The sequence below is a fragment of the Kribbella sp. C-35 genome (assembly GCF_046549195.1).
In the GTDB taxonomy this organism is placed as follows: domain Bacteria; phylum Actinomycetota; class Actinomycetes; order Propionibacteriales; family Kribbellaceae; genus Kribbella.
In genome coordinates, this window is the sequence record NZ_JAJPWG010000006.1 from 41,682 (window position 1) to 58,683 (window position 17,002).

General features: G+C 68.6%; 14 protein-coding genes. 7 read left to right on the forward strand and 7 right to left on the reverse strand.

What is annotated here, in order from left to right:
- Window positions 1–93: 93 nt before the first annotated feature.
- A complete protein-coding gene (locus ACLJOO_RS34820) occupies window positions 94–594 on the reverse strand; it encodes a GNAT family N-acetyltransferase (RefSeq protein WP_410791928.1) in 501 nt (166 codons plus the stop codon).
- Window positions 595–753: 159 nt separating this feature from the next.
- Window positions 754–1,026, reverse strand: coding sequence for a hypothetical protein (locus ACLJOO_RS34825; RefSeq protein ID WP_410791929.1), 273 nt, complete (start codon window positions 1,024–1,026; stop codon window positions 754–756).
- Between ACLJOO_RS34825 and ACLJOO_RS34830 the strand changes: the two genes are divergently transcribed.
- Window positions 1,025–1,447: a DUF4232 domain-containing protein gene (locus tag ACLJOO_RS34830; RefSeq protein ID WP_410791930.1), complete on the forward strand. Its 423-nt coding sequence runs from the start codon at window positions 1,025–1,027 to the stop codon at window positions 1,445–1,447. The two genes, ACLJOO_RS34825 and ACLJOO_RS34830, sit on opposite strands and share 2 nt — an antisense overlap.
- A 3-nt stretch (window positions 1,448–1,450) precedes the next feature.
- On the opposite strand, the gene ACLJOO_RS34835 is transcribed toward ACLJOO_RS34830, so the two are convergent.
- From ACLJOO_RS34835 to ACLJOO_RS34845, 3 genes are all read right to left on the reverse strand, one after another.
- Window positions 1,451–2,626 (reverse strand): SWIM zinc finger family protein, encoded by a 1,176-nt coding sequence (locus ACLJOO_RS34835; protein ID WP_410791931.1) that lies wholly within the window; start codon window positions 2,624–2,626, stop codon window positions 1,451–1,453.
- A complete protein-coding gene (locus ACLJOO_RS34840; protein WP_410792465.1) occupies window positions 2,623–4,989 on the reverse strand; it encodes a DEAD/DEAH box helicase in 2,367 nt (788 codons plus the stop codon). Before ACLJOO_RS34840 ends, ACLJOO_RS34835 begins: the two co-directional genes overlap by 4 nt.
- Before the next feature lie 451 nt (window positions 4,990–5,440).
- Complete coding sequence (locus ACLJOO_RS34845; protein WP_410792467.1) at window positions 5,441–7,321, reverse strand: ABC transporter ATP-binding protein; 1,881 nt, start codon at window positions 7,319–7,321, stop codon at window positions 5,441–5,443.
- A gap of 155 nt (window positions 7,322–7,476) precedes the next feature.
- Here ACLJOO_RS34845 and ACLJOO_RS34850 point away from each other — a divergent pair, with 155 nt between their 5' ends.
- The 4 genes from ACLJOO_RS34850 to ACLJOO_RS34865 are packed head-to-tail and all read left to right on the forward strand — an operon-like array spanning window position 7,477 to window position 12,751.
- A complete protein-coding gene (locus tag ACLJOO_RS34850) occupies window positions 7,477–8,247 on the forward strand; it encodes a TetR/AcrR family transcriptional regulator (protein ID WP_410791932.1) in 771 nt (256 codons plus the stop codon).
- A gap of 42 nt (window positions 8,248–8,289) precedes the next feature.
- On the forward strand, window positions 8,290–8,961 hold the full coding sequence (locus ACLJOO_RS34855) for a TetR/AcrR family transcriptional regulator (RefSeq protein ID WP_410791933.1): 672 nt from the start codon (window positions 8,290–8,292) through the stop codon (window positions 8,959–8,961).
- On the forward strand, window positions 8,961–10,694 hold the full coding sequence (locus ACLJOO_RS34860; RefSeq protein WP_410791934.1) for an ABC transporter ATP-binding protein: 1,734 nt from the start codon (window positions 8,961–8,963) through the stop codon (window positions 10,692–10,694). The genes ACLJOO_RS34855 and ACLJOO_RS34860 overlap by 1 nt, the downstream gene beginning before the upstream one ends.
- Window positions 10,691–12,751: an ABC transporter ATP-binding protein gene (locus ACLJOO_RS34865; RefSeq protein ID WP_410791935.1), complete on the forward strand. Its 2,061-nt coding sequence runs from the start codon at window positions 10,691–10,693 to the stop codon at window positions 12,749–12,751. The genes ACLJOO_RS34860 and ACLJOO_RS34865 overlap by 4 nt, the downstream gene beginning before the upstream one ends.
- Window positions 12,752–12,880: 129 nt before the next feature.
- On the opposite strand, the gene ACLJOO_RS34870 is transcribed toward ACLJOO_RS34865, so the two are convergent.
- The gene (locus tag ACLJOO_RS34870; RefSeq protein WP_410791936.1) at window positions 12,881–13,507 is read right to left on the reverse strand and encodes a hypothetical protein; all 627 of its coding nucleotides are present in this window, start codon (window positions 13,505–13,507) and stop codon (window positions 12,881–12,883) included.
- A gap of 151 nt (window positions 13,508–13,658) precedes the next feature.
- On the opposite strand from ACLJOO_RS34870, the gene ACLJOO_RS34875 reads away from it, so the two are divergent.
- Together ACLJOO_RS34875 and ACLJOO_RS34880 are read left to right on the forward strand one after the other, a co-directional pair.
- The gene (locus ACLJOO_RS34875) at window positions 13,659–15,713 is read left to right on the forward strand and encodes a sensor histidine kinase (protein WP_410791937.1); all 2,055 of its coding nucleotides are present in this window, start codon (window positions 13,659–13,661) and stop codon (window positions 15,711–15,713) included.
- Window positions 15,706–16,356, forward strand: a complete 651-nt coding sequence (locus ACLJOO_RS34880) for a response regulator (protein WP_410791938.1) — start codon at window positions 15,706–15,708, stop codon at window positions 16,354–16,356. Before ACLJOO_RS34875 ends, ACLJOO_RS34880 begins: the two co-directional genes overlap by 8 nt.
- A 4-nt stretch (window positions 16,357–16,360) precedes the next feature.
- Here ACLJOO_RS34880 and ACLJOO_RS34885 read toward each other — a convergent pair whose 3' ends face one another.
- Window positions 16,361–16,975 (reverse strand): CGNR zinc finger domain-containing protein, encoded by a 615-nt coding sequence (locus tag ACLJOO_RS34885; RefSeq protein ID WP_410791939.1) that lies wholly within the window; start codon window positions 16,973–16,975, stop codon window positions 16,361–16,363.
- Window positions 16,976–17,002 lie beyond the last annotated feature (27 nt).

Consider the following 17,002-nt stretch of genomic DNA (forward strand, 5'->3'; position numbering starts at 1 on the left):
ACTGTTTCATGTATACAACCGGGGTGCGCAAGTGATTCGGCGAGTTTGGCTGAACCTTTTACGACCGCCCGCCGTACTCGTTCAGGGGAGTAGTCAGCCGGTGACCGGGTAGGTGAGCGTTCCGGTCGGGACGGTGTGGTTGCCGAGAGCAATCGCCATCAGGTTCGGGCCGTCGTACTGCGGGTGGTGGATGCCGAACCCGGTGGCCTGCCGGAAACCGAACCGCGGGTAGTACTCCGCGTGGCCGAGGACGACCGCCGCAGGCTCGGGCCGGTCACTCGCCGTCGCCAAAGCCGCTCGTACGGCGGCCCCGCCTGCGCCTTGCCGTTGGTACGCCGGAAGCACGGCGACCGGTCCGAGCGAAAGGACCGGTACGTCGTCGACGTGACAACGCGTGAGGAGCGCATACGCGATCGGCTCGTCGTCGGGCGTGGTGGCGACGAACGAGAGCCCGGGGATCCAGGCGACCGGGTCGGCGCGGAGCGCGTCCAGGAAGTCGACCTCGTACTGCCGGCCGAAGGCGTCGCGGGTCAGGTCGCGGAGAGGTTCGATGTCGGACCGAGTCTCGACACGGGTGTTCCAGGTGATGGACAACAGAGGTCCCTTTCGGAGGTTCAGTGGATGAGTTGATGGACCGATGGCGCTGCCGGGCGTGCCGCAGCGCAGGCCGACGCGGTCATCAACTCACCTCCTCCTTCTCCGAAGTCGCGGCCAACTTTAGCTGATCGCGAGGCGTCAATCATCCTGAATTCGTCAGCTGAACAAGGGGACTTCAGTGAACGTTCGTGCCAGTTGGAGAACATATGTCCTGGGGGCCGGCGCTGTCGCCGCACTCCTGACGACCGCCGCGTGCGGATCGACCAATGCGTCCGACGGGAGCAAGCCGTCGGACCGGACGAGTACCACGAGTTCGGCGAGCGCAACAACCTCGTCGACGGCGCCGACCCAGTCGAACACGGTGAAGCCGGTGACTGCGACGCCGTCGAAGAAGCCCACCGACGACTCCAGCGTCGACCTGTGCGTCATGGCGGACCTGTCCTTCACGGTCACGAACTACGACGCCCCGGGCGAAGACGTTCGGCACCTCATGCTCGTGGCGACCAACAAGAGCGCCAAGAAGTGCGACGTACAGAACTATCCCGAGGTCACGCTCGGCGACGCCAAGGACCACGCCCCGGCCAAGGAGGGAACCGGCGCTGACGAGGCAGTCACCCTCGCTCCTGGCGAGAAGGCGTACGCGGGCGTGCTCGCCACCGGCGGCCAGATGGACACCTATCCCGTGAAGTTCATGACCGTCAGCCTCGGCAGCCCCGGCGGCGAGGCCGAGGCGGAGAAGCCGGTCAAGGTGAAGATGCCTGTCACCTCGTTCGAGGCCGACGACGGCCAGCGCGTCACGTACTGGGCAGGCACCGAGGGCCTCGCCATGCGTCCCGTCACCCAGTCCTGACTCTTACCACTCGACGACCAGCGGATCCTTGGACGGCGGACCGGCCGGGATCCAGACCTCGTCGGCGAGCCGGTACGGATGCCAGCGACCGTTCCGGTCGAGGCGGAGCTGCGTGTCGGCGCCGAGCGTCAACTGGTTCGCCGACGTACTGATCGTCAGGTCGTCGTCCGCGGCGAGCAGCTCCGTCCGCGCCCGGTTGAGCTCGGCCGGATCGGGCGTCCAGGTGTGCTCGAGTACGTCGAGACCGGGCGCGCCGCCGTACTGCCAGGCTTGGACGCCGGGGGCAAGGTCCCGGCCGATGGACTCGGTCAACGGCGTGACCAGTTGCGGGAAATCCGTCGCCAGGCGAACGGCGTCCTGCCAGTCGTCGAGCTGCTGTGGTTCGGCGGTGCCATGAAGGAGCGCGTTCAGGATCGAACGGGCTCGGCGGGCGGCGTCGAGCACGAGCAACTGGAGAACCTGCGGCCCGAGGTCGCCGGGTGGCTCGATTCCGGCAACCGCAAGATCGTCGGGCGCAACTCGCGCTGGGAGCTCCGGCGGCTCAGGAAGGTCTCCGGGTGTGCCGGCGAGTACGTCGGCGACAGCGACCCCGGCCTCACCGGGCTGGACCTCAGCGCGCTGGGCCGACGAGGCCTGGAGTTCGTCGAGGAGGGCTTCGCGGGTGCGGCCGCGGAGGAGCAGCAGCACGAACGGGTCGGCATCGAGGAGCCACGCAACCTGGTAACAGAGGGCCGCCGCGTGCTGGCAGGGGAGTTCCCAGGCGTCGCACGTACAGCTCGGATCGAGATCGCCGATGCCCGGCAGCAGCGTGACGCCGGCGTCGGACGCTGCTTCGACCAGCTTGTGCGGCATCTCGCCGTCCAGCAACGCCGCGATGTGACCGGCGCGCGCAGCAACCTGCTCGTGGAACCGGCGCCAGTCGTCATCGCTCAGTTGATCGACGTGGACCACGGACTCGTACGTGTCCTCGGGTGCGTCAACAGTGGCCGCGATCCGTCCGGGGCTGACGGTGATCGTGCCGACCTGTCCGGAGTTCGCGTACCGGCGGCCCTTCTTGAGCTGACCGTTGTCCAGCGACGTGTCCTCCATCGCCTGCACCCAGGCTCGGGCCCACCACGACCTGCCCCGGGTGCTGCGGTGTTGCGCCGGGAAGGCCGGGAAGCCTTGCGCTTCAGTCATCGCGCACCTCCCCGCAGCTCGACCAGGTCGGCCAGCTCGGCGTCGGAGAGTTCGGTCAGCGCGGCCTCGCCGCCGGACAGCACGGCCTCGGCCAGCTCACGTTTCGCGGCGAGCATGCCGGCGATCCGGTCCTCGATGGTGCCTTCGGCAATCAACCGGTGAACCTGCACCGGCCGGGTCTGCCCGATCCGGTACGCGCGGTCGGTGGCCTGGTCCTCGACCGCGGGATTCCACCAGCGGTCGAAATGCACGACGTGATCCGCGCGGGTCAGGTTCAGTCCGGTCCCGGCCGCCTTCAACGACAGTAGGAACACACGTACCTCGCCGGCCTGGAACCGGTCGACCATCTCCTCGCGGCGGGCGACCGGCGTGCCGCCGTGCAGCAGCTGGGTCGGGATGCCGCGGTCGGCGAGATGCCGTTCGAGCAGTCGCGCCATCGCGACGTACTGCGTGAAGACAAGCACGGCGCCGTCCTCGGCGACGATTGTCTGGAGCAGCTCGTCGAGCAGTTCGAGCTTGCCCGAGCGACCGGTCAGCCGCGCGTCGCCGGGCTCCTTCAGGTACTGCGCGGGGTGGTTGCAGATCTGCTTCAGGCCGGTCAGGAGCTTCACGATCAGCCCGCGCCGCGCCATCCGGTCACTGGCCTGGACCTCCGCCATCAGCTCGCGAACCGTTGCCTCGTACAACACCACCTGCTCGCGCGTCAGGGACACCGCCTGGTCGGTCTCGGTCTTCGGCGGCAGCTCGGGCGCGATCCCCGGATCGGACTTCTTCCGGCGGAGCAGGAACGGTTTGACGAGCTTCGCGAGCCGCGCCGCGACCTCCTCGTCCTTGTCCGCCTCGATCGGCTGCGCCCACAGGTTCCGGAACGAGCCGAGCCGGCCGAGCAGCCCGGGCGTCGTCCAGTCGAGGATCGCCCACAGCTCGGACAGGTTGTTCTCGACCGGCGTACCGGTCAACGCCACCCGCGCCTTGGCCGGCACGGTCCGCAGCGCCTTCGCCGTACCGGACGACGGGTTCTTCACATGCTGCGCCTCATCGGCCACCACGAGCGCCCACGGATGCTCGGCCAGCCGTACGGCGTCACGCCGCAGCGTCCCGTATGTCGTCAGCACGAAGCCCTCCCGCGCGTCGTCGAGCGAACGGGATGTGCCGTGGAAGCGCCGTACCGGAGTGCCCGGTGCGAAGCGCTGCACCTCACGCTCCCAGTTGCCGAGCAGCGAGGCCGGGCAGACGACGAGTGTCGGACCGACGGTGTCGTCGGACTGCTGGCGGTGCAGGTGGAGCGAGATGAGCGTGATCGTTTTGCCGAGACCCATGTCGTCGGCGAGGCAGCCGCCGAGACCGAGCGACGTCATCCGGGACAGCCAGCGCAGGCCGCGCAGCTGATAGTCGCGGAGCGTCGCCTGGAGGCCGGCCGGCGCTTCGATCGGCTCGTCGGCGCGGTCCGGGTCGGCGATCTTCGCGCGGAGGTCGTCGAGCCACTTGGTCGGTGTGACGGTCACCTGCCGGCCGTCGATCTCGGTGGTGCCGGTGAGGGCGACGCCGAGGGCGTCGATCGCGGTGACGGGTTTGAGGATGCGTTCGCGGGCCTTGCGGGCGAGCTCGGGATCGATCAGCATCCACTGGTCCCGGAGCCGGACGACCGGGCGGGTCGCTTCCGCGAGCTGGTCGAGCTCGGCCTCGGTCAGCGGGTCGTCGCCGAGTGCCACCTGCCAGCTGAAGTCGAGGGTGCGGTCGCCGCCGAAGAAGCCGGGGAGATCGCTGGGCGGCCCGTCCGTCGACGTGATCGCGGCGCGTGCGGTGAGTTCGCGGCCGAGGCTGCGCGGCCAGTGCAGGTCGACGCCTGCCGCGGCGAGCCGCTGGGCGGAGCCGGCCAGCAGCTCGGCGACCTCTTCGTCCGCGAGGTCCATCCGGTCCGGTACGGCGGAGTCGAGCAGGCGGCTGAGTGGTTGCCAGACGCGCGCTGCGCGGCGGATCGCCAGGGTGGCGTCGATGCGTGCACGCGGTCCGAAGCCGGGGACGTCGTCGGACCAGACGTCGTCCGCGTCTCTGACGAGGGTTGGGTCCTTGAGGCTGTGCAGCTGGACGACGGCGCTGAACGCGAGCGAGTCGGCCAGCTCGATGCGGAGCGAGATCCGTACGCCGGTGTCGAGCCCGGCCGAGACTTCGTCGGCCCAGGTCCGCAGGCGGTCGGCGCGCTGGGGTGCGGTCGCTGTGAAGAGGTTGGTCCGGTGGGCCTTCGCGGCGGCGGGGGAGCGCGGCATGCCGTCGGCCACAGCATCCAGAAACTCCCGCAACAACTCCTCAGCAACAGGAACCCGAAGGTTGGTGAGTGGGAGGGCTCGGGCTGAGGCGGGCATTGCTTCGGCGAGTTCGAGAACGCGGGTGATGTCGTCGGGGTCGAGGGGGCCGACGCGCCAGGCGTCGTGACCTTCGGGGGTGACGCCGGGGAGGAGTTTGCCGCGGGCAACCAGTTGGAGAGCGACCAGGGAGGCTCCACCCCAGAAGGCCGCCGACGGGTGCGCCCCAGGCGCGCGTCGCATCCGCCCAAGGATCGGCACCGCCTCCGCCACCGGCAACTCAACAGCCTGAACGGCGTGCTGATGCAAGTCGCCGACTAGCTCCAGTTCGACCTGTTCGCCGACGCCGAGGGGGAGTGGGCTGCCGTCCGGAGACCAGAACGCCACTCGGCTCGTGCGTGGTGGATCGGCCGGCCGGAAAACCACCGCACATCCAGCCAGCTCCTGCCCCGTGCCCACCAACCCGACAACCTCCCACTCGCTCGCAACAACAACATCAACAACAAGAAACTCAGACCGGAACTGCTTCGGCGCCTTCCGCTCCGGGCTGGTCGAACTGGGTCCGGTGCAGTTCCTCGTACCGTCCGCCGGTCGCGAGCAGATCCGCATGCGTACCGCGTTCGACGATCTGACCGGACTCGATCACGAGGATCTGGTCGGCGGCCCGGATGGTCGACAGCCGGTGCGCGATCACCACCGCCGTACGCCCGGCAAGCGCCTCGGTCAGCGCCGCCTGCACCGCGGCCTCGTTCGTCGAGTCCAGCGCGGCGGTCGCCTCGTCGAGGATCACCACCCGCGGCTGCGCGAGCAGCAACCGAGCGATCGTCAGCCGCTGCCGCTCACCACCAGACAGCCGGTACCCACGCTCACCCACGACCGTCTCGAGCTGATCAGGCAGCGACCGGATCAACTCACCGAGCCGCGCCCGCTCCAGCGCATCCCACAGCTCGTCCTCCGTCGCCTCGGGACGTGCGAGCAGCAGGTTCTCCCGGATCGAGTCGTGGAACAGATGCCCGTCCTGCGTGACCATCCCGAGCGTCTCCCGTAACGACTCCGCGGACACCTCGCGTACGTCGACCCCGGCGAGCTTCACCGCGCCCGAGTCCACGTCGTACAACCGCGGAATCAGCTGCGCGATCGTCGACTTCCCGGCACCCGAGGAACCGACCAGCGCAACCATCTGCCCCGGCTCGGCGCGGAACGAGACGTCGTGCAGCACCTCGACGCCACCGCGCGTGTCCAGCTTCGCGACCTCCTCCAGCGACGCCAGCGACACCTTGTCCGCCGACGGGTACGCGAAGGTGACGCCGGAGAACTCCACCGCGACCGGACCCTCGGGCACCCGTCCCGCGTCCGGCTTGTCCTTGATCAGCGGCTCCAGGTCCAGCACCTCGAAGACCCGCTCGAAGCTCACCAGCGCGGTCATCACCTCGAGCCGCGCACTCGCGAGCGCGGTCAACGGCGAGTACAACCGGGTGAGCAGCAACGCCATCGCGACGACCGCGCCCGCGTCGAGCTGGTCACGCAGCGCGTAGAACCCGCCCAGCCCGTAGACGACTGCCAGCGCGAGCGCAGACACCAGCGTGAGCGAGGTGACGAAGATCCACTGCACCATCGCGGTCCGCACACCGATGTCGCGCACGCGCCGCGCCCGGACCGCGAACTCGAGGGACTCGCGAGCCGGCCGCCCGAACAGCTTCACCAACGTCGCACCCGGCGCCGAGAACCGCTCGGTCATCTGGGTGCTCATGGTCGCGTTGTAGTCCGCCGCTTCGCGCTGCAATCCGGCCAGCCTGGCCCCGATCCGGCGCGCAGGGATCACGAAGACCGGGAGGATGACCAGTGCGAGGAGAGTGATCTGCCACGACACGCCCAGCATCACCACCAGTGTCAGCACGAGCATCACCAGGTTGCTGACGACACCGGACAGGGTGTCGCTGAACGCACGCTGCGCACCGATCACGTCGTTGTTCAGCCGGGAGACGAGTGCGCCGGTCCGCGTCCGGGTGAAGAACGCGATCGGCATCCGCTGGATGTGGTCGAACACGGCGGTCCGCAGATCGAGGATCAGTCCCTCGCCGATGCTCGCGGACAACCAACGGGTGACCATGCTCAGCCCGGACTCCGCGACCGCGATCGCGGCGATCAGCAAGGAGAGTTGCAGCACGACGCTGAAGGCCTTGCCGCCGACGATCGCGTCGACCACCCGCCCGGCCAGCACCGGCGTGGCGACCGCGAGCACCGCGCCGCCGATGCTGAGCACCAGGAACGCGACCAGATACCGCCGGTGCGGCCGCGCGAAGGCGAGGATTCGTTGCAGGGTGGCTCGGGAGAAGGGTCTCTTCTCGTCCTGGGCGTTCATCGCGTGGTACAGCGAGTTCCACGCGGTCATTTCCATGCTCACGGCTGTGCTCCGCTGAATCGATCGGCTGGGACGGTCGATGATTCCGCACACCACCGACAAAACCTCACGCTAGAACCTCGACGGAACTTGAGGTCAACTGCGTACACTGTACGAAGAATAGCCGGTGACAAGGAATCACGCACATGAATCAGGAACACAGCGGCAGCGGAGACCCCGCGAAGAGTCTCGAGCTGCTGTGGCGCCGCCGTCCCGCGCCGACCCGCGGGCCGAAGCCGGCGCTGACCGTCGACGGGATCGTCACGGTCGCCCTGAGGATCGCGGACGCCGAAGGGCTGACCGCGATGTCGATGCGCCGGGTCGCCGACGAGCTCGGCGTCGGCGCGATGACGCTGTACCGCTACTTCCCGGGCAAGGGCGAGTTGCTCGACGTCATGCTCGACACCGTGTACGGCGAGCTGCCGCGTCGCGTCGTACCGGGGGACTGGCGGTCAGCGCTCGACGAGGTCGCTCGGGAGAACCGGGAGCTGTACCTGCGCCATCCCTGGCTACTCCAGGTCGCGATCAGCCGGCCACCGCTCGGGCCGAACGTGATGGCGAAGTACGAGTGGGAGCTGACCGCGATCGAGGGGATCGGGCTCACCGACCTTGAGATGGACGCGACCGTCGCACTCGTCAACGGCTACGTGCACGGCGCCGTCCGTGCGGCGGTCGAGGCGCGCCAGGTGATCCAGCGGTCCGGGATGACGGACAAGGAATGGTGGCTGGCGCACGTGCCGCACCTGGATCAGATCGGCGACCTGCGGAAGTTCCCGCTCTCGTCCCGGGTCGGGACGGCTGTCGGGAATGAGTTCGACGCACCTTATGATGCCGAACATGCGTTCGAGTACGGTCTCGAAAGGCTGCTCGACGGCGTATCCGCGCTGGTCGCGAACCGGACTGCGCCGGAAGGGTAAACGCAGTTGTGAGTGAGTACTCACTCAGTTACCTTTGACTGCGTGAGCCCACGAGCGACCCCACTGCCCCCCGAGGAACGGCGCGCTGCCATCCTCGCGGCCGCGATGCCGTTGCTGGAGGAGTTCGGCACCGAGGTCAGTACCAAGCAGATCGCCGAGGCGGCCGGGATCGCCGAGGGGACGATCTTCCGTGCGTTCGGCAGCAAGGACGCGCTGATCGAGGCCGCGATGGCGACGGTGTTCGACCCCTCGGACCTGATCCGGGCCCTCGAGCAGGTCGATCGCACCTTGCCGCTGCGGGAGCGAACGATCGTCGCTGTCGAGATCGGCCAGAAGCGGTTGCGCGGCGTGTTCAAACTGCTGTTCGCGCTGCGGATCCGCCGGCCACCTGAGTTCAAGCACGCGACACCGATGGACGAGGCCCGGCGCAAACGTCAGAACGACCTCGCCAACGCCGCGTTCGCCGACCTGCTGCGACCGGACGCCGACCAGTTCCGGGTGCCGCCGGAGGACGTCGTCCGGATGATCGGCCTGCTCACGTTCTCGGCCACCCACCCAATGATTTCCGGCGGCCACGTGCTGACCGCCGAGGAGATCGTCGACTTCGCCTTCGACGGTCTCCGCAAGCACCACACCGGTCAGCCACCGGCCTCCGAGGACATCGTCGGATTCGCGCTCGACGGTGCCCGCCATCACGACTCTGGGGATGATTGATGTTACTTCGCGTCTTGCGTACGCACTTGCGTCCGTACGCGGGAAACCTGCTCCTGGTGGTCGTCCTGCAACTGGTCGGGACGATCGCCTCCCTCTACCTACCCAGCCTGAACGCCGACATCATCGACAACGGCGTGGCCAAGGGTGACACCGGCTACATCATGAGCACCGGCGGCTGGATGCTCGGCGTCAGCCTCGTGCAGATCGCCTGCACGATCATCGCGGTGTACTTCGGTGCGAAGACGGCTGCCCTGTTCGGACGCGACGTACGCGCCGCTGTCTTCCACCGGGTCGGCGAGTTCTCCGCACGGGAGGTGAACCAGTTCGGGGCGCCGACGCTGATCTCTCGCAGTACGAACGACGTCACGCAGATCCAGATGCTCGTCGTCACCACCTGCACGATGCTGGTCGCGGCGCCGATCACGATGGTCGGCGGCGTGATCATGGCGGTCCGCGAGGACGTCGGCCTGTCCTGGCTGGTGGCGGTCGCCGTACCGCTGCTGGCGATCTGCATCGGGTTCATCGCGAGCCGGATGGTGCCGCAGTTCCGGAAGATGCAGAAGAACATCGACGGGGTGAACCGGGTGCTGCGCGAGCAGATCTCCGGTATCCGGGTGGTCCGGGCGTTCGTCCGCGAGCCGCACGAGGTGGAGCGCTTCGGTGAGGCGAACCAGAACCTGACCGACACCGCGATCCGGGCCGGCCGGCTGATGGCGCTGGTGTTCCCGACGGTGATGCTGATCCTGAACGTGTCGAGTATCGCGGTGCTGTGGTTCGGCGCCTCCCGGGTGGAGAACGGGACCATGGAGGTCGGCGCGCTGACCGCGTTCCTGAGCTACCTGATCCAGATCCTGTTCTCGGTGATGATGGGCGTGTTCGTGATGATCATGGTGCCGCGGGCCGCGGTCTGTGCGGACCGGATCTCCGAGGTGCTGGACACCGACTCGTCGGTGCGGCCGCCGGTCACGCCGATCGGCACCTTCACCGGTCGTGGCCAACTGGTCTTCGAACGCGCCTCGTTCAAGTACCCGGGCGCTGCCGAGCCGGTGCTGCAAGACATCAGCCTGGTCGCGTCACCGGGCCAGACGACCGCGATCATCGGCAGCACCGGTGCGGGCAAGACAACCCTGCTTTCGCTCGTGCCGCGGTTGTTCGACGCGACCGAGGGACGGGTGCTCGTCGACGGCATCGACGTACGGGAGATCGAGCCCGAGGCGCTGTGGGAGCGGATCGGTCTGGTGCCGCAACGCCCGTACCTGTTCTCCGGGACGATCGCCAGCAACCTGCGGTACGGGAACCCGGACGCGACCGACGAGGAGCTCTGGGAGGCACTGGAGATTGCCCAGGGCAAGGACTTCGTCGAGGCGATGGCGGAAGGACTGAACGCGCCGATCGCGCAAGGCGGCACGAACGTGTCCGGCGGTCAGCGGCAGCGGCTCGCAATCGCGCGGGCGCTGGTCCGGAAGCCGGAGATCTATCTGTTCGACGACTCGTTCTCGGCGCTCGACCTGTCGACGGACGCCCGGCTGCGGGCGGCGTTGCGGCCGGTCACTCGGGACGCGTGCGTGGTCGTCGTCGCCCAGCGGGTCTCGACCATCATCGACGCCGACCAGATCGTGGTGATCGAGGACGGCGCGATCGTCGGCAAGGGCACCCATCAGGAGTTGCTCGACACCTGTCCGACGTACGTCGAGATCGTCGAGTCCCAGCGTTCCGCGGAGGAGGCGGCATGAGCGAGTCAGAGCAGCCTGTTGCGGACGGCACGGCAGTGGACAAGACAGAGAACAAGACGGTCAAGGCGACCGAGCGGCCGACCACCGGGCGCGCGTTCGGGCCTCCGGGAGGTATTCCGGGGGACAAGTCGATGGACTTCCTGCCCTCGGCGAAGCGGCTGCTCAAGCGGCTGCGTCCGCACCGGGTGCAGGTGTCGGGTGTCGTCCTGCTCGCGGTCTTCAGCGTCGGCCTGTCGGTGCTCGGCCCGAAGATCCTCGGCCGCGCGACCGACATCATCTTCGCCGGCGCGATCGGCAAGAGGTTCCCGAGCGGCCTGAGCAAGGAGCAGGTCATCGAGCAGACCCGCGCGTCCGGCAACGGCCGGCTGGCGGACCTGCTGCAGGGGATCGACCTGATCCCGGGCGTCGGGATCGACTTCGATGCCCTGCGCAACGTCCTGCTACTGGTACTGGCGTTGTACGCCGGCGCGTTCTTCCTGTCCTGGGCACAGGGTTACATCCTGAACGGCGTGGTACAGCACACCATTCTCGACCTGCGGTCCGAGGTCGAGGAGAAGCTGAACAAGCTGCCGCTGAGCTACTTCGACGGCGCGCCGCGCGGTGAGCTGCTCAGCCGGGTGACGAACGACATCGACAACATCTCGACCAGCCTGCAGCAGACGCTGAGCCAGTTGCTCACGTCGCTGCTGACCGTGATCGGGGTGGTCACGATGATGTTCGTGATCTCGCCGGTGCTGGCGCTGATCGCGCTCGTCACGATCCCGATCTCGATGGTGCTGACGGCGGTGATCGCCAAGCGCTCGCAGGCACGGTTCGTCGCGCAATGGCGGCATACCGGCGCCTTGAACGGGCAGATCGAGGAAGCGTTCACCGGGCACGAGCTCGTGAAGGTCTTCGGCCGGCAGAAGGAGATCGAGGCGAGCTTCGCGGAGAAGAACGAGGAGCTGTACAAGGCCGCGTTCGGGGCGCAGTTCATCTCCGGCCTGATCATGCCGCTGATGATGTTCATCGGAAACGTGAACTACGTGGTGATCGCGGTCGTCGGCGGTCTGCGGGTCGCCTCCGGCACGATGTCGCTGGGTGACGTCCAGGCGTTCATCCAGTACTCGCGGCAGTTCACCCAGCCGCTGACCCAGGTGGCCTCGATGGCGAACCTGCTGCAGTCGGGAGTGGCGTCGGCGGAGCGCGTGTTCGAGGTGCTGGACGCCAAGGAGCAGGTGCCGGACGACGCGACACCGGAGAAGGTCTCCGATTCTCGCGGGCGGGTCGAGTTCGAGCACGTGTCGTTCTCGTACGACCCGGAGAAGCCGCTGATCACCGACCTGAGCCTGGTCGCCGAACCCGGCCAGACGGTCGCGATCGTCGGCCCGACCGGTGCCGGCAAGACCACGCTGGTCAACCTGATCATGCGGTTCTACGAACTGAACGGCGGCCGGATCACGCTCGACGGCGTCGACATCACCGAGCTGACCCGGCACGACCTGCGCTCGCGGATCGGCATGGTGCTGCAGGACACCTGGCTGTTCGGCGGCACGATCCGCGACAACCTCCTCTACGGCAACCTCAAGGCGACCGAGGAGGACATGCTGGCGGCAGCGAAGGCGACGTACGTCGATCGCTTCGTGCACAGCCTGCCGGACGGGTACGACACGGTCATCGACGAGGAAGGCAGCAACGTCAGCGCCGGTGAGAAGCAGCTCCTCACCATCGCCCGCGCGTTCCTCGCCGACCCGCAGTTGCTGATCCTCGACGAGGCGACCAGTTCGGTCGACACCCGCACGGAGGTCCTGGTGCAACGCGCCATGGCCGCCCTGCGCTCCGACCGCACCAGCTTCGTCATCGCCCACCGCCTCTCCACCATCCGCGACGCGGACCTGATCCTCGTCATGGAAGACGGCGCCATCGTCGAACAGGGCAACCACAGAGAGCTGTTGACCGCGAACGGCGCCTACGCCCGCCTCTACAACGCCCAGTTCAGCGGCGCAGTAGTAGACATCGACGAAGAAGCCGCCGCCCTACCAACCCCAACCCCAGCCGGCCGCCCCATGGCCCGCTGACCTCACCAGAACGGGGACGCCAACTAGGCGTCCCCGTCCTGCTGCCTATGGATAACTTCAGCGGCGGCATCGTCAACTGTGCGGTACTTGAGGGCCGCCATCCCGCACTGGATGGCGGCCCTCCGTTCGTCAGTTCTGGGGCTGCACGAGGTGGGGGCGGAGGGCCAGTAGGGCGCCTAGGGTGGCGTAGCCGATCAGGAGATGGAAGCCGCCGACCCAGCGGGCGACGCTGTCGCCGATGAGGATGGCGGACGGGACGGTGATGATCGCCCAACTCTCGGCGACCAGCGGCCACCAGCGGAGTGCGCCGCGCCAGCGCCCGGCGACGGCGATCTTGATCGCGATCACCATCATGCCGAGCATGGACAGCGGCCAGCAGATGTCCATCGGGATCAGCCACGCGGCGTCCTGCAGATTCGACGGCAGTACGCCGTGCAGCAGCGACCAGACGCTGGCGATACCGAGGATCACCGCCTCCACCTTCAGCAGGACCGTGGACGGTCCCGTTGCGCGGGTCCTGAACTGCACAGCCAGCAGGCAGAACACCCCGAGCTGGAACGCGAGACCGGTCAGGTCCCCGATCCTCTCGGGCACCCCCTCGTTGACCGTGCTGAACGCGAAGATGCTCGCCGCCCAGGCCAGCGTGCCCGCGGTCAGTCCGAGTCCCAGTCGCCGGATCGTGCCCTCCGCCAGGCCGGTCGCGGCCCCGAGCGTCGGTGTTACGTCGGTGCGGGCCCTGGCAGGTGTGGTTGTCATTTCGATTCCTCCCCCTGAGGTTTGTCTTGGCGCCGAGTCTTCGCGGCACACCGACCCGGGAGGCAGGGTCTGGTGTCCCGCGCAATGTCCCGATTCGAGAAGGGACAACTGACCCGCGACGGCGGGACACACTCTGGGTGACAATGCATCGGTGGGGGAGGAGACACGGAGGGGATGGGGGCCGGCTGCACTCGGTGCGGCCGGGCTCCTGCTGACGGCTGCCACGATCGTTCTCGACCTCCGCAACGGCACGAACGCACCGGCCGACGCACAGCTGGACGAAGGCTGGACGTCGGCTCTGTCCGGCCTCGCACAGGTCGTGCCGGGTGTACTTCTCCTGCATCGCCTTCCGCGGCACCCGATCGCGTGGATCCTGACCGGCTCCGGTCTGTTGTGGGTGGTCGACGGGCTCGCTTCGAGCTGGGCGACGTACTCGATCTACACGTCCCCGGGACTGCCCGGCGGGTCGGCGGCGTACTGGTTCTACTCCCGGTTCGGCGCGTTCCTGCTGCTCGGGCTGCCACTGCTCATCCTGCTCTTCCCGGACGGGAAGCTGGTCACGGCGAGAGCATGGCGCTGGCTCTCGATCGTCAGCCTCGCCCTGACCCTGCTACTCCCAGTTCTCCTGCTGGTCGCGCCCATGGGCGTGATGCAGCGCTACCACAGCGCCGAGCTGCCGCCGGAGATCACCAGGCTGGCACTCGACCCGTTCAGCATCGATGTCCCGTACGACGTCTGGGCGGGACTGCTCCGGGTTGCCTACGCGGGCGTGATCGTCAGCCTGGTCGTGCCGTTCGCCGTCGCCGTTCACCGCTACCGCGCGGCCTCCCGGGAGAGCAGAGCGCAGCTCCGGTGGCTGATGTGGGCCGCCCTGGTGGACATGATCGTCCTGATCGTTCCGTTCGAGAATCCGCCCGCGGTCCCGGCGATCATGTTCGGCCTGGCGATCGCGGTCACGTCGGCGGCCATCGTCGTCGCGGTCGCCAAACACCGCCTGTACGCCATCGATCGGTTGCTCTCGGCCACCTTCCTGTACGGCGTACTCGCGGTGCTCGTCGTCGGCATCGACCTCGCCGTGTTCGCGATCGCCGGCGGGATGCTCGGCGAGCGGGACGCCGCACTGGTCGCGATCGCCGTCGTCGCCGTGGTCTACGCGCCGCTGCGGACCCGGCTCTGGTGGTGGGTACGGCGCCTGGTCCGCGGCTCCCGCGACGATCCGTACGCGACCATGTCGACCTTGGCCGAGCGCCTCGAGTCGGCCGCGGACCCGGATCAGCAACTCCACGCGGTCGCGCGCACGGTTGCCGACGCGTTCCGGCTGCCCTATGTGCGGGTGGAGATCGAGCGTTCCGGCGGCGGGCTGGCGATCGTCGAGCACGGACACGCATCGGGTCCGACGCATGCGCTGCCGGTCGGTTACCGCGGTGAGCCGGTCGGCCGGCTGGTGTTCTGTCCGGGCGACGGGACGGCGTTGTCCGAGCGCGACCAGCGACTGCTGGGCGATCTCGTCCGGCAGGCGGCCGCGGCCGCACGCGCGAGCGAGCTGAGCACGGAGCTGCAGCGGGGCCGCAGCCGGCTGGTCGCCGCTCGTGAGGAGGAACGGCGGCGGATCCGCCGGGACCTGCACGATGGTCTCGGCCCGAGCCTCGGCGCCGTGGCGTTGCGCATCGAGACCGCCCGGAACCTTGCGAAGTCCGCGCCCGACGAGGCGGACCGGATCCTGGTCCAGGCAACGACCGAGATGGCCGCCGCGGTGGCCGACGTACGGCGGCTCGTCCACGACCTGCGACCGCCGGCCTTGGACGAGCTGGGTCTGGTGCGGGCGATCCAGCAACAAGCCGAGCCTTTCCGGCTCGCGGGACTCTCGGTGTCCGTCGACGCGGACCCGCTCGGAACGTTGCCGGCCGGCGTGGAGGTGGCGGCGTACCGGATCGCGTCGGAGGCGCTGACGAACGTCGCCCGGCACGCCGCGGCATCCCGGTGCGCTATCGCCCTCCGGGTGGACGAGGCGGCGCTGGAGCTGTCGGTGCAGGACGACGGGATCGGGATCGGCGACGAAGTCGCGGCAGGCGTGGGGATGTTGTCGGTGCGGGAACGAGTGGCCGAACTCGGCGGAGTCTGTAGTGTCACGTGTCCACCGAGCGGCGGCACCGTCGTCCACGTGAGGTTGCCGCTGGACGCCGTACCGGAGGTTGCTCATGGATGAGCCAGTGCGCGTGCTGCTGGCCGACGATCACCCCGTCTACCGCGACGGGCTCGCCGCATTGCTCGGTTCGCTGGACGGCGTCGAGGTCGTCGGTACGGCGGCCGACGGGGTGGAGGCCGTGGACGGAGCGCGGGAGTTGCAGCCGGACGTCGTGGTGATGGACGTGCAGATGCCGCGGCTCGACGGGATCGAGGCGACGCGTGCGATCACCGCCGACAGTCCGCACATCGGCGTCGTCGTCCTCACGATGGCCGAGGAGGACCAGACGCTGTTCGCCGCGATGCGGGCCGGCGCTCGCGGCTATCTGTTGAAAGGCGCGAATCAGGGTGAGATCGTGCGGGCGATCACCGCGGTCGCCCAGGGCGAGGCGATCTTCGGTCCGGCGATCGCGCGCAGGGTGGCCGAATTCTTCGCCGCCGCGCCGGCTGCCACGCGCGGCAGTCCATTCCCGCAGCTCACCTCGCGTGAGCACGAGATCCTCGCCCTGGTTGCCGCGGGCCGCTCGAACGCCCAGATCGCGAGCGAGCTCTACCTGTCCCCGAAGACGGTCCGGAACAATGTCTCGAACATCTTCACCAAGCTTCATGTCGCCGACCGGGCCGAAGCCATCGTCCGGGCTCGCGAGGCGGGGCTCGGTCGCTGAGTCGTCAGTCTGATCTGGACCGAGTACGGCGGGCGTAGGCGCGGGCGGCTCGGACTCGGTCGCCGCAGCGGGTGGAGCACCAGTGGCGGCGGCCGTGGCGGATGAGGTAGCGGTTGCAGGGGGTGGATTCGCAGGCGGTGAGGGCCTCGGCGTCCTCGCTGGTGAGGAGGTCGGCTGCGCTGGCGGAGATGGTGGCCAGTGCGTGTTCGAGGATCTCGTTGGTGGGGCAGGAAGGTGCCCGGTACGGGCCGGTCTTGTCGTCCCAGCGCAGGAGCGCGGTGGTCGGGACGCGCGTGAGGGCGTCGTTGACGGCGTCGAGGGCCGCGGGGAGAGCGGGCGCTCCGGTGACTCGGGCGGCGAAGAGCGAGCGGACGTGTTCGCGGAGGGCGCGGAGCTGGGTCGCGCACATCTCCTGTACGTCGGCGTTCTCGGGCGCGAGGCCGCGTGTGGTGAGCCAGTTGTTGACGGCGGCGGGACTCCCGAGCAGGTCGACGTACTGACCGCCGGGGAGCGCGATCGCGGTATTCGCGAACTGCAGTGCGAGCCAGGCGTCGGCGCCGGGGGCAGGTGGCAGCGGCGAGGCGTCGGCAGCAGACGGAGCTGCGATCGGGTCCGGCATGGTTCTCATGGTACAGGTTGCGTCCAT

What these genes read in the sequence shown, in the direction of transcription:
- ACLJOO_RS34830 (WP_410791930.1), top strand. Translation starts at nt 1,025, where the DNA reads ATGGCGGACCTGTCCTTCACGGTCACGAACTACGACGCCCCGGGCGAA.
- ACLJOO_RS34825 (WP_410791929.1), bottom strand. Translation starts at nt 1,026, where the DNA reads ATGACGCACAGGTCGACGCTGGAGTCGTCGGTGGGCTTCTTCGACGGC.
- ACLJOO_RS34835 (WP_410791931.1), bottom strand. Translation starts at nt 2,626, where the DNA reads ATGACTGAAGCGCAAGGCTTCCCGGCCTTCCCGGCGCAACACCGCAGC.
- ACLJOO_RS34840 (WP_410792465.1), bottom strand. Translation starts at nt 4,989, where the DNA reads ATGCCCGCCTCAGCCCGAGCCCTCCCACTCACCAACCTTCGGGTTCCT.
- ACLJOO_RS34845 (WP_410792467.1), bottom strand. Translation starts at nt 7,321, where the DNA reads ATGACCGCGTGGAACTCGCTGTACCACGCGATGAACGCCCAGGACGAG.
- ACLJOO_RS34850 (WP_410791932.1), top strand. Translation starts at nt 7,477, where the DNA reads ATGAATCAGGAACACAGCGGCAGCGGAGACCCCGCGAAGAGTCTCGAG.
- ACLJOO_RS34860 (WP_410791934.1), top strand. Translation starts at nt 8,961, where the DNA reads ATGTTACTTCGCGTCTTGCGTACGCACTTGCGTCCGTACGCGGGAAAC.
- ACLJOO_RS34865 (WP_410791935.1), top strand. Translation starts at nt 10,691, where the DNA reads ATGAGCGAGTCAGAGCAGCCTGTTGCGGACGGCACGGCAGTGGACAAG.
- ACLJOO_RS34870 (WP_410791936.1), bottom strand. Translation starts at nt 13,507, where the DNA reads ATGACAACCACACCTGCCAGGGCCCGCACCGACGTAACACCGACGCTC.
- ACLJOO_RS34880 (WP_410791938.1), top strand. Translation starts at nt 15,706, where the DNA reads ATGGATGAGCCAGTGCGCGTGCTGCTGGCCGACGATCACCCCGTCTAC.
- ACLJOO_RS34885 (WP_410791939.1), bottom strand. Translation starts at nt 16,975, where the DNA reads ATGCCGGACCCGATCGCAGCTCCGTCTGCTGCCGACGCCTCGCCGCTG.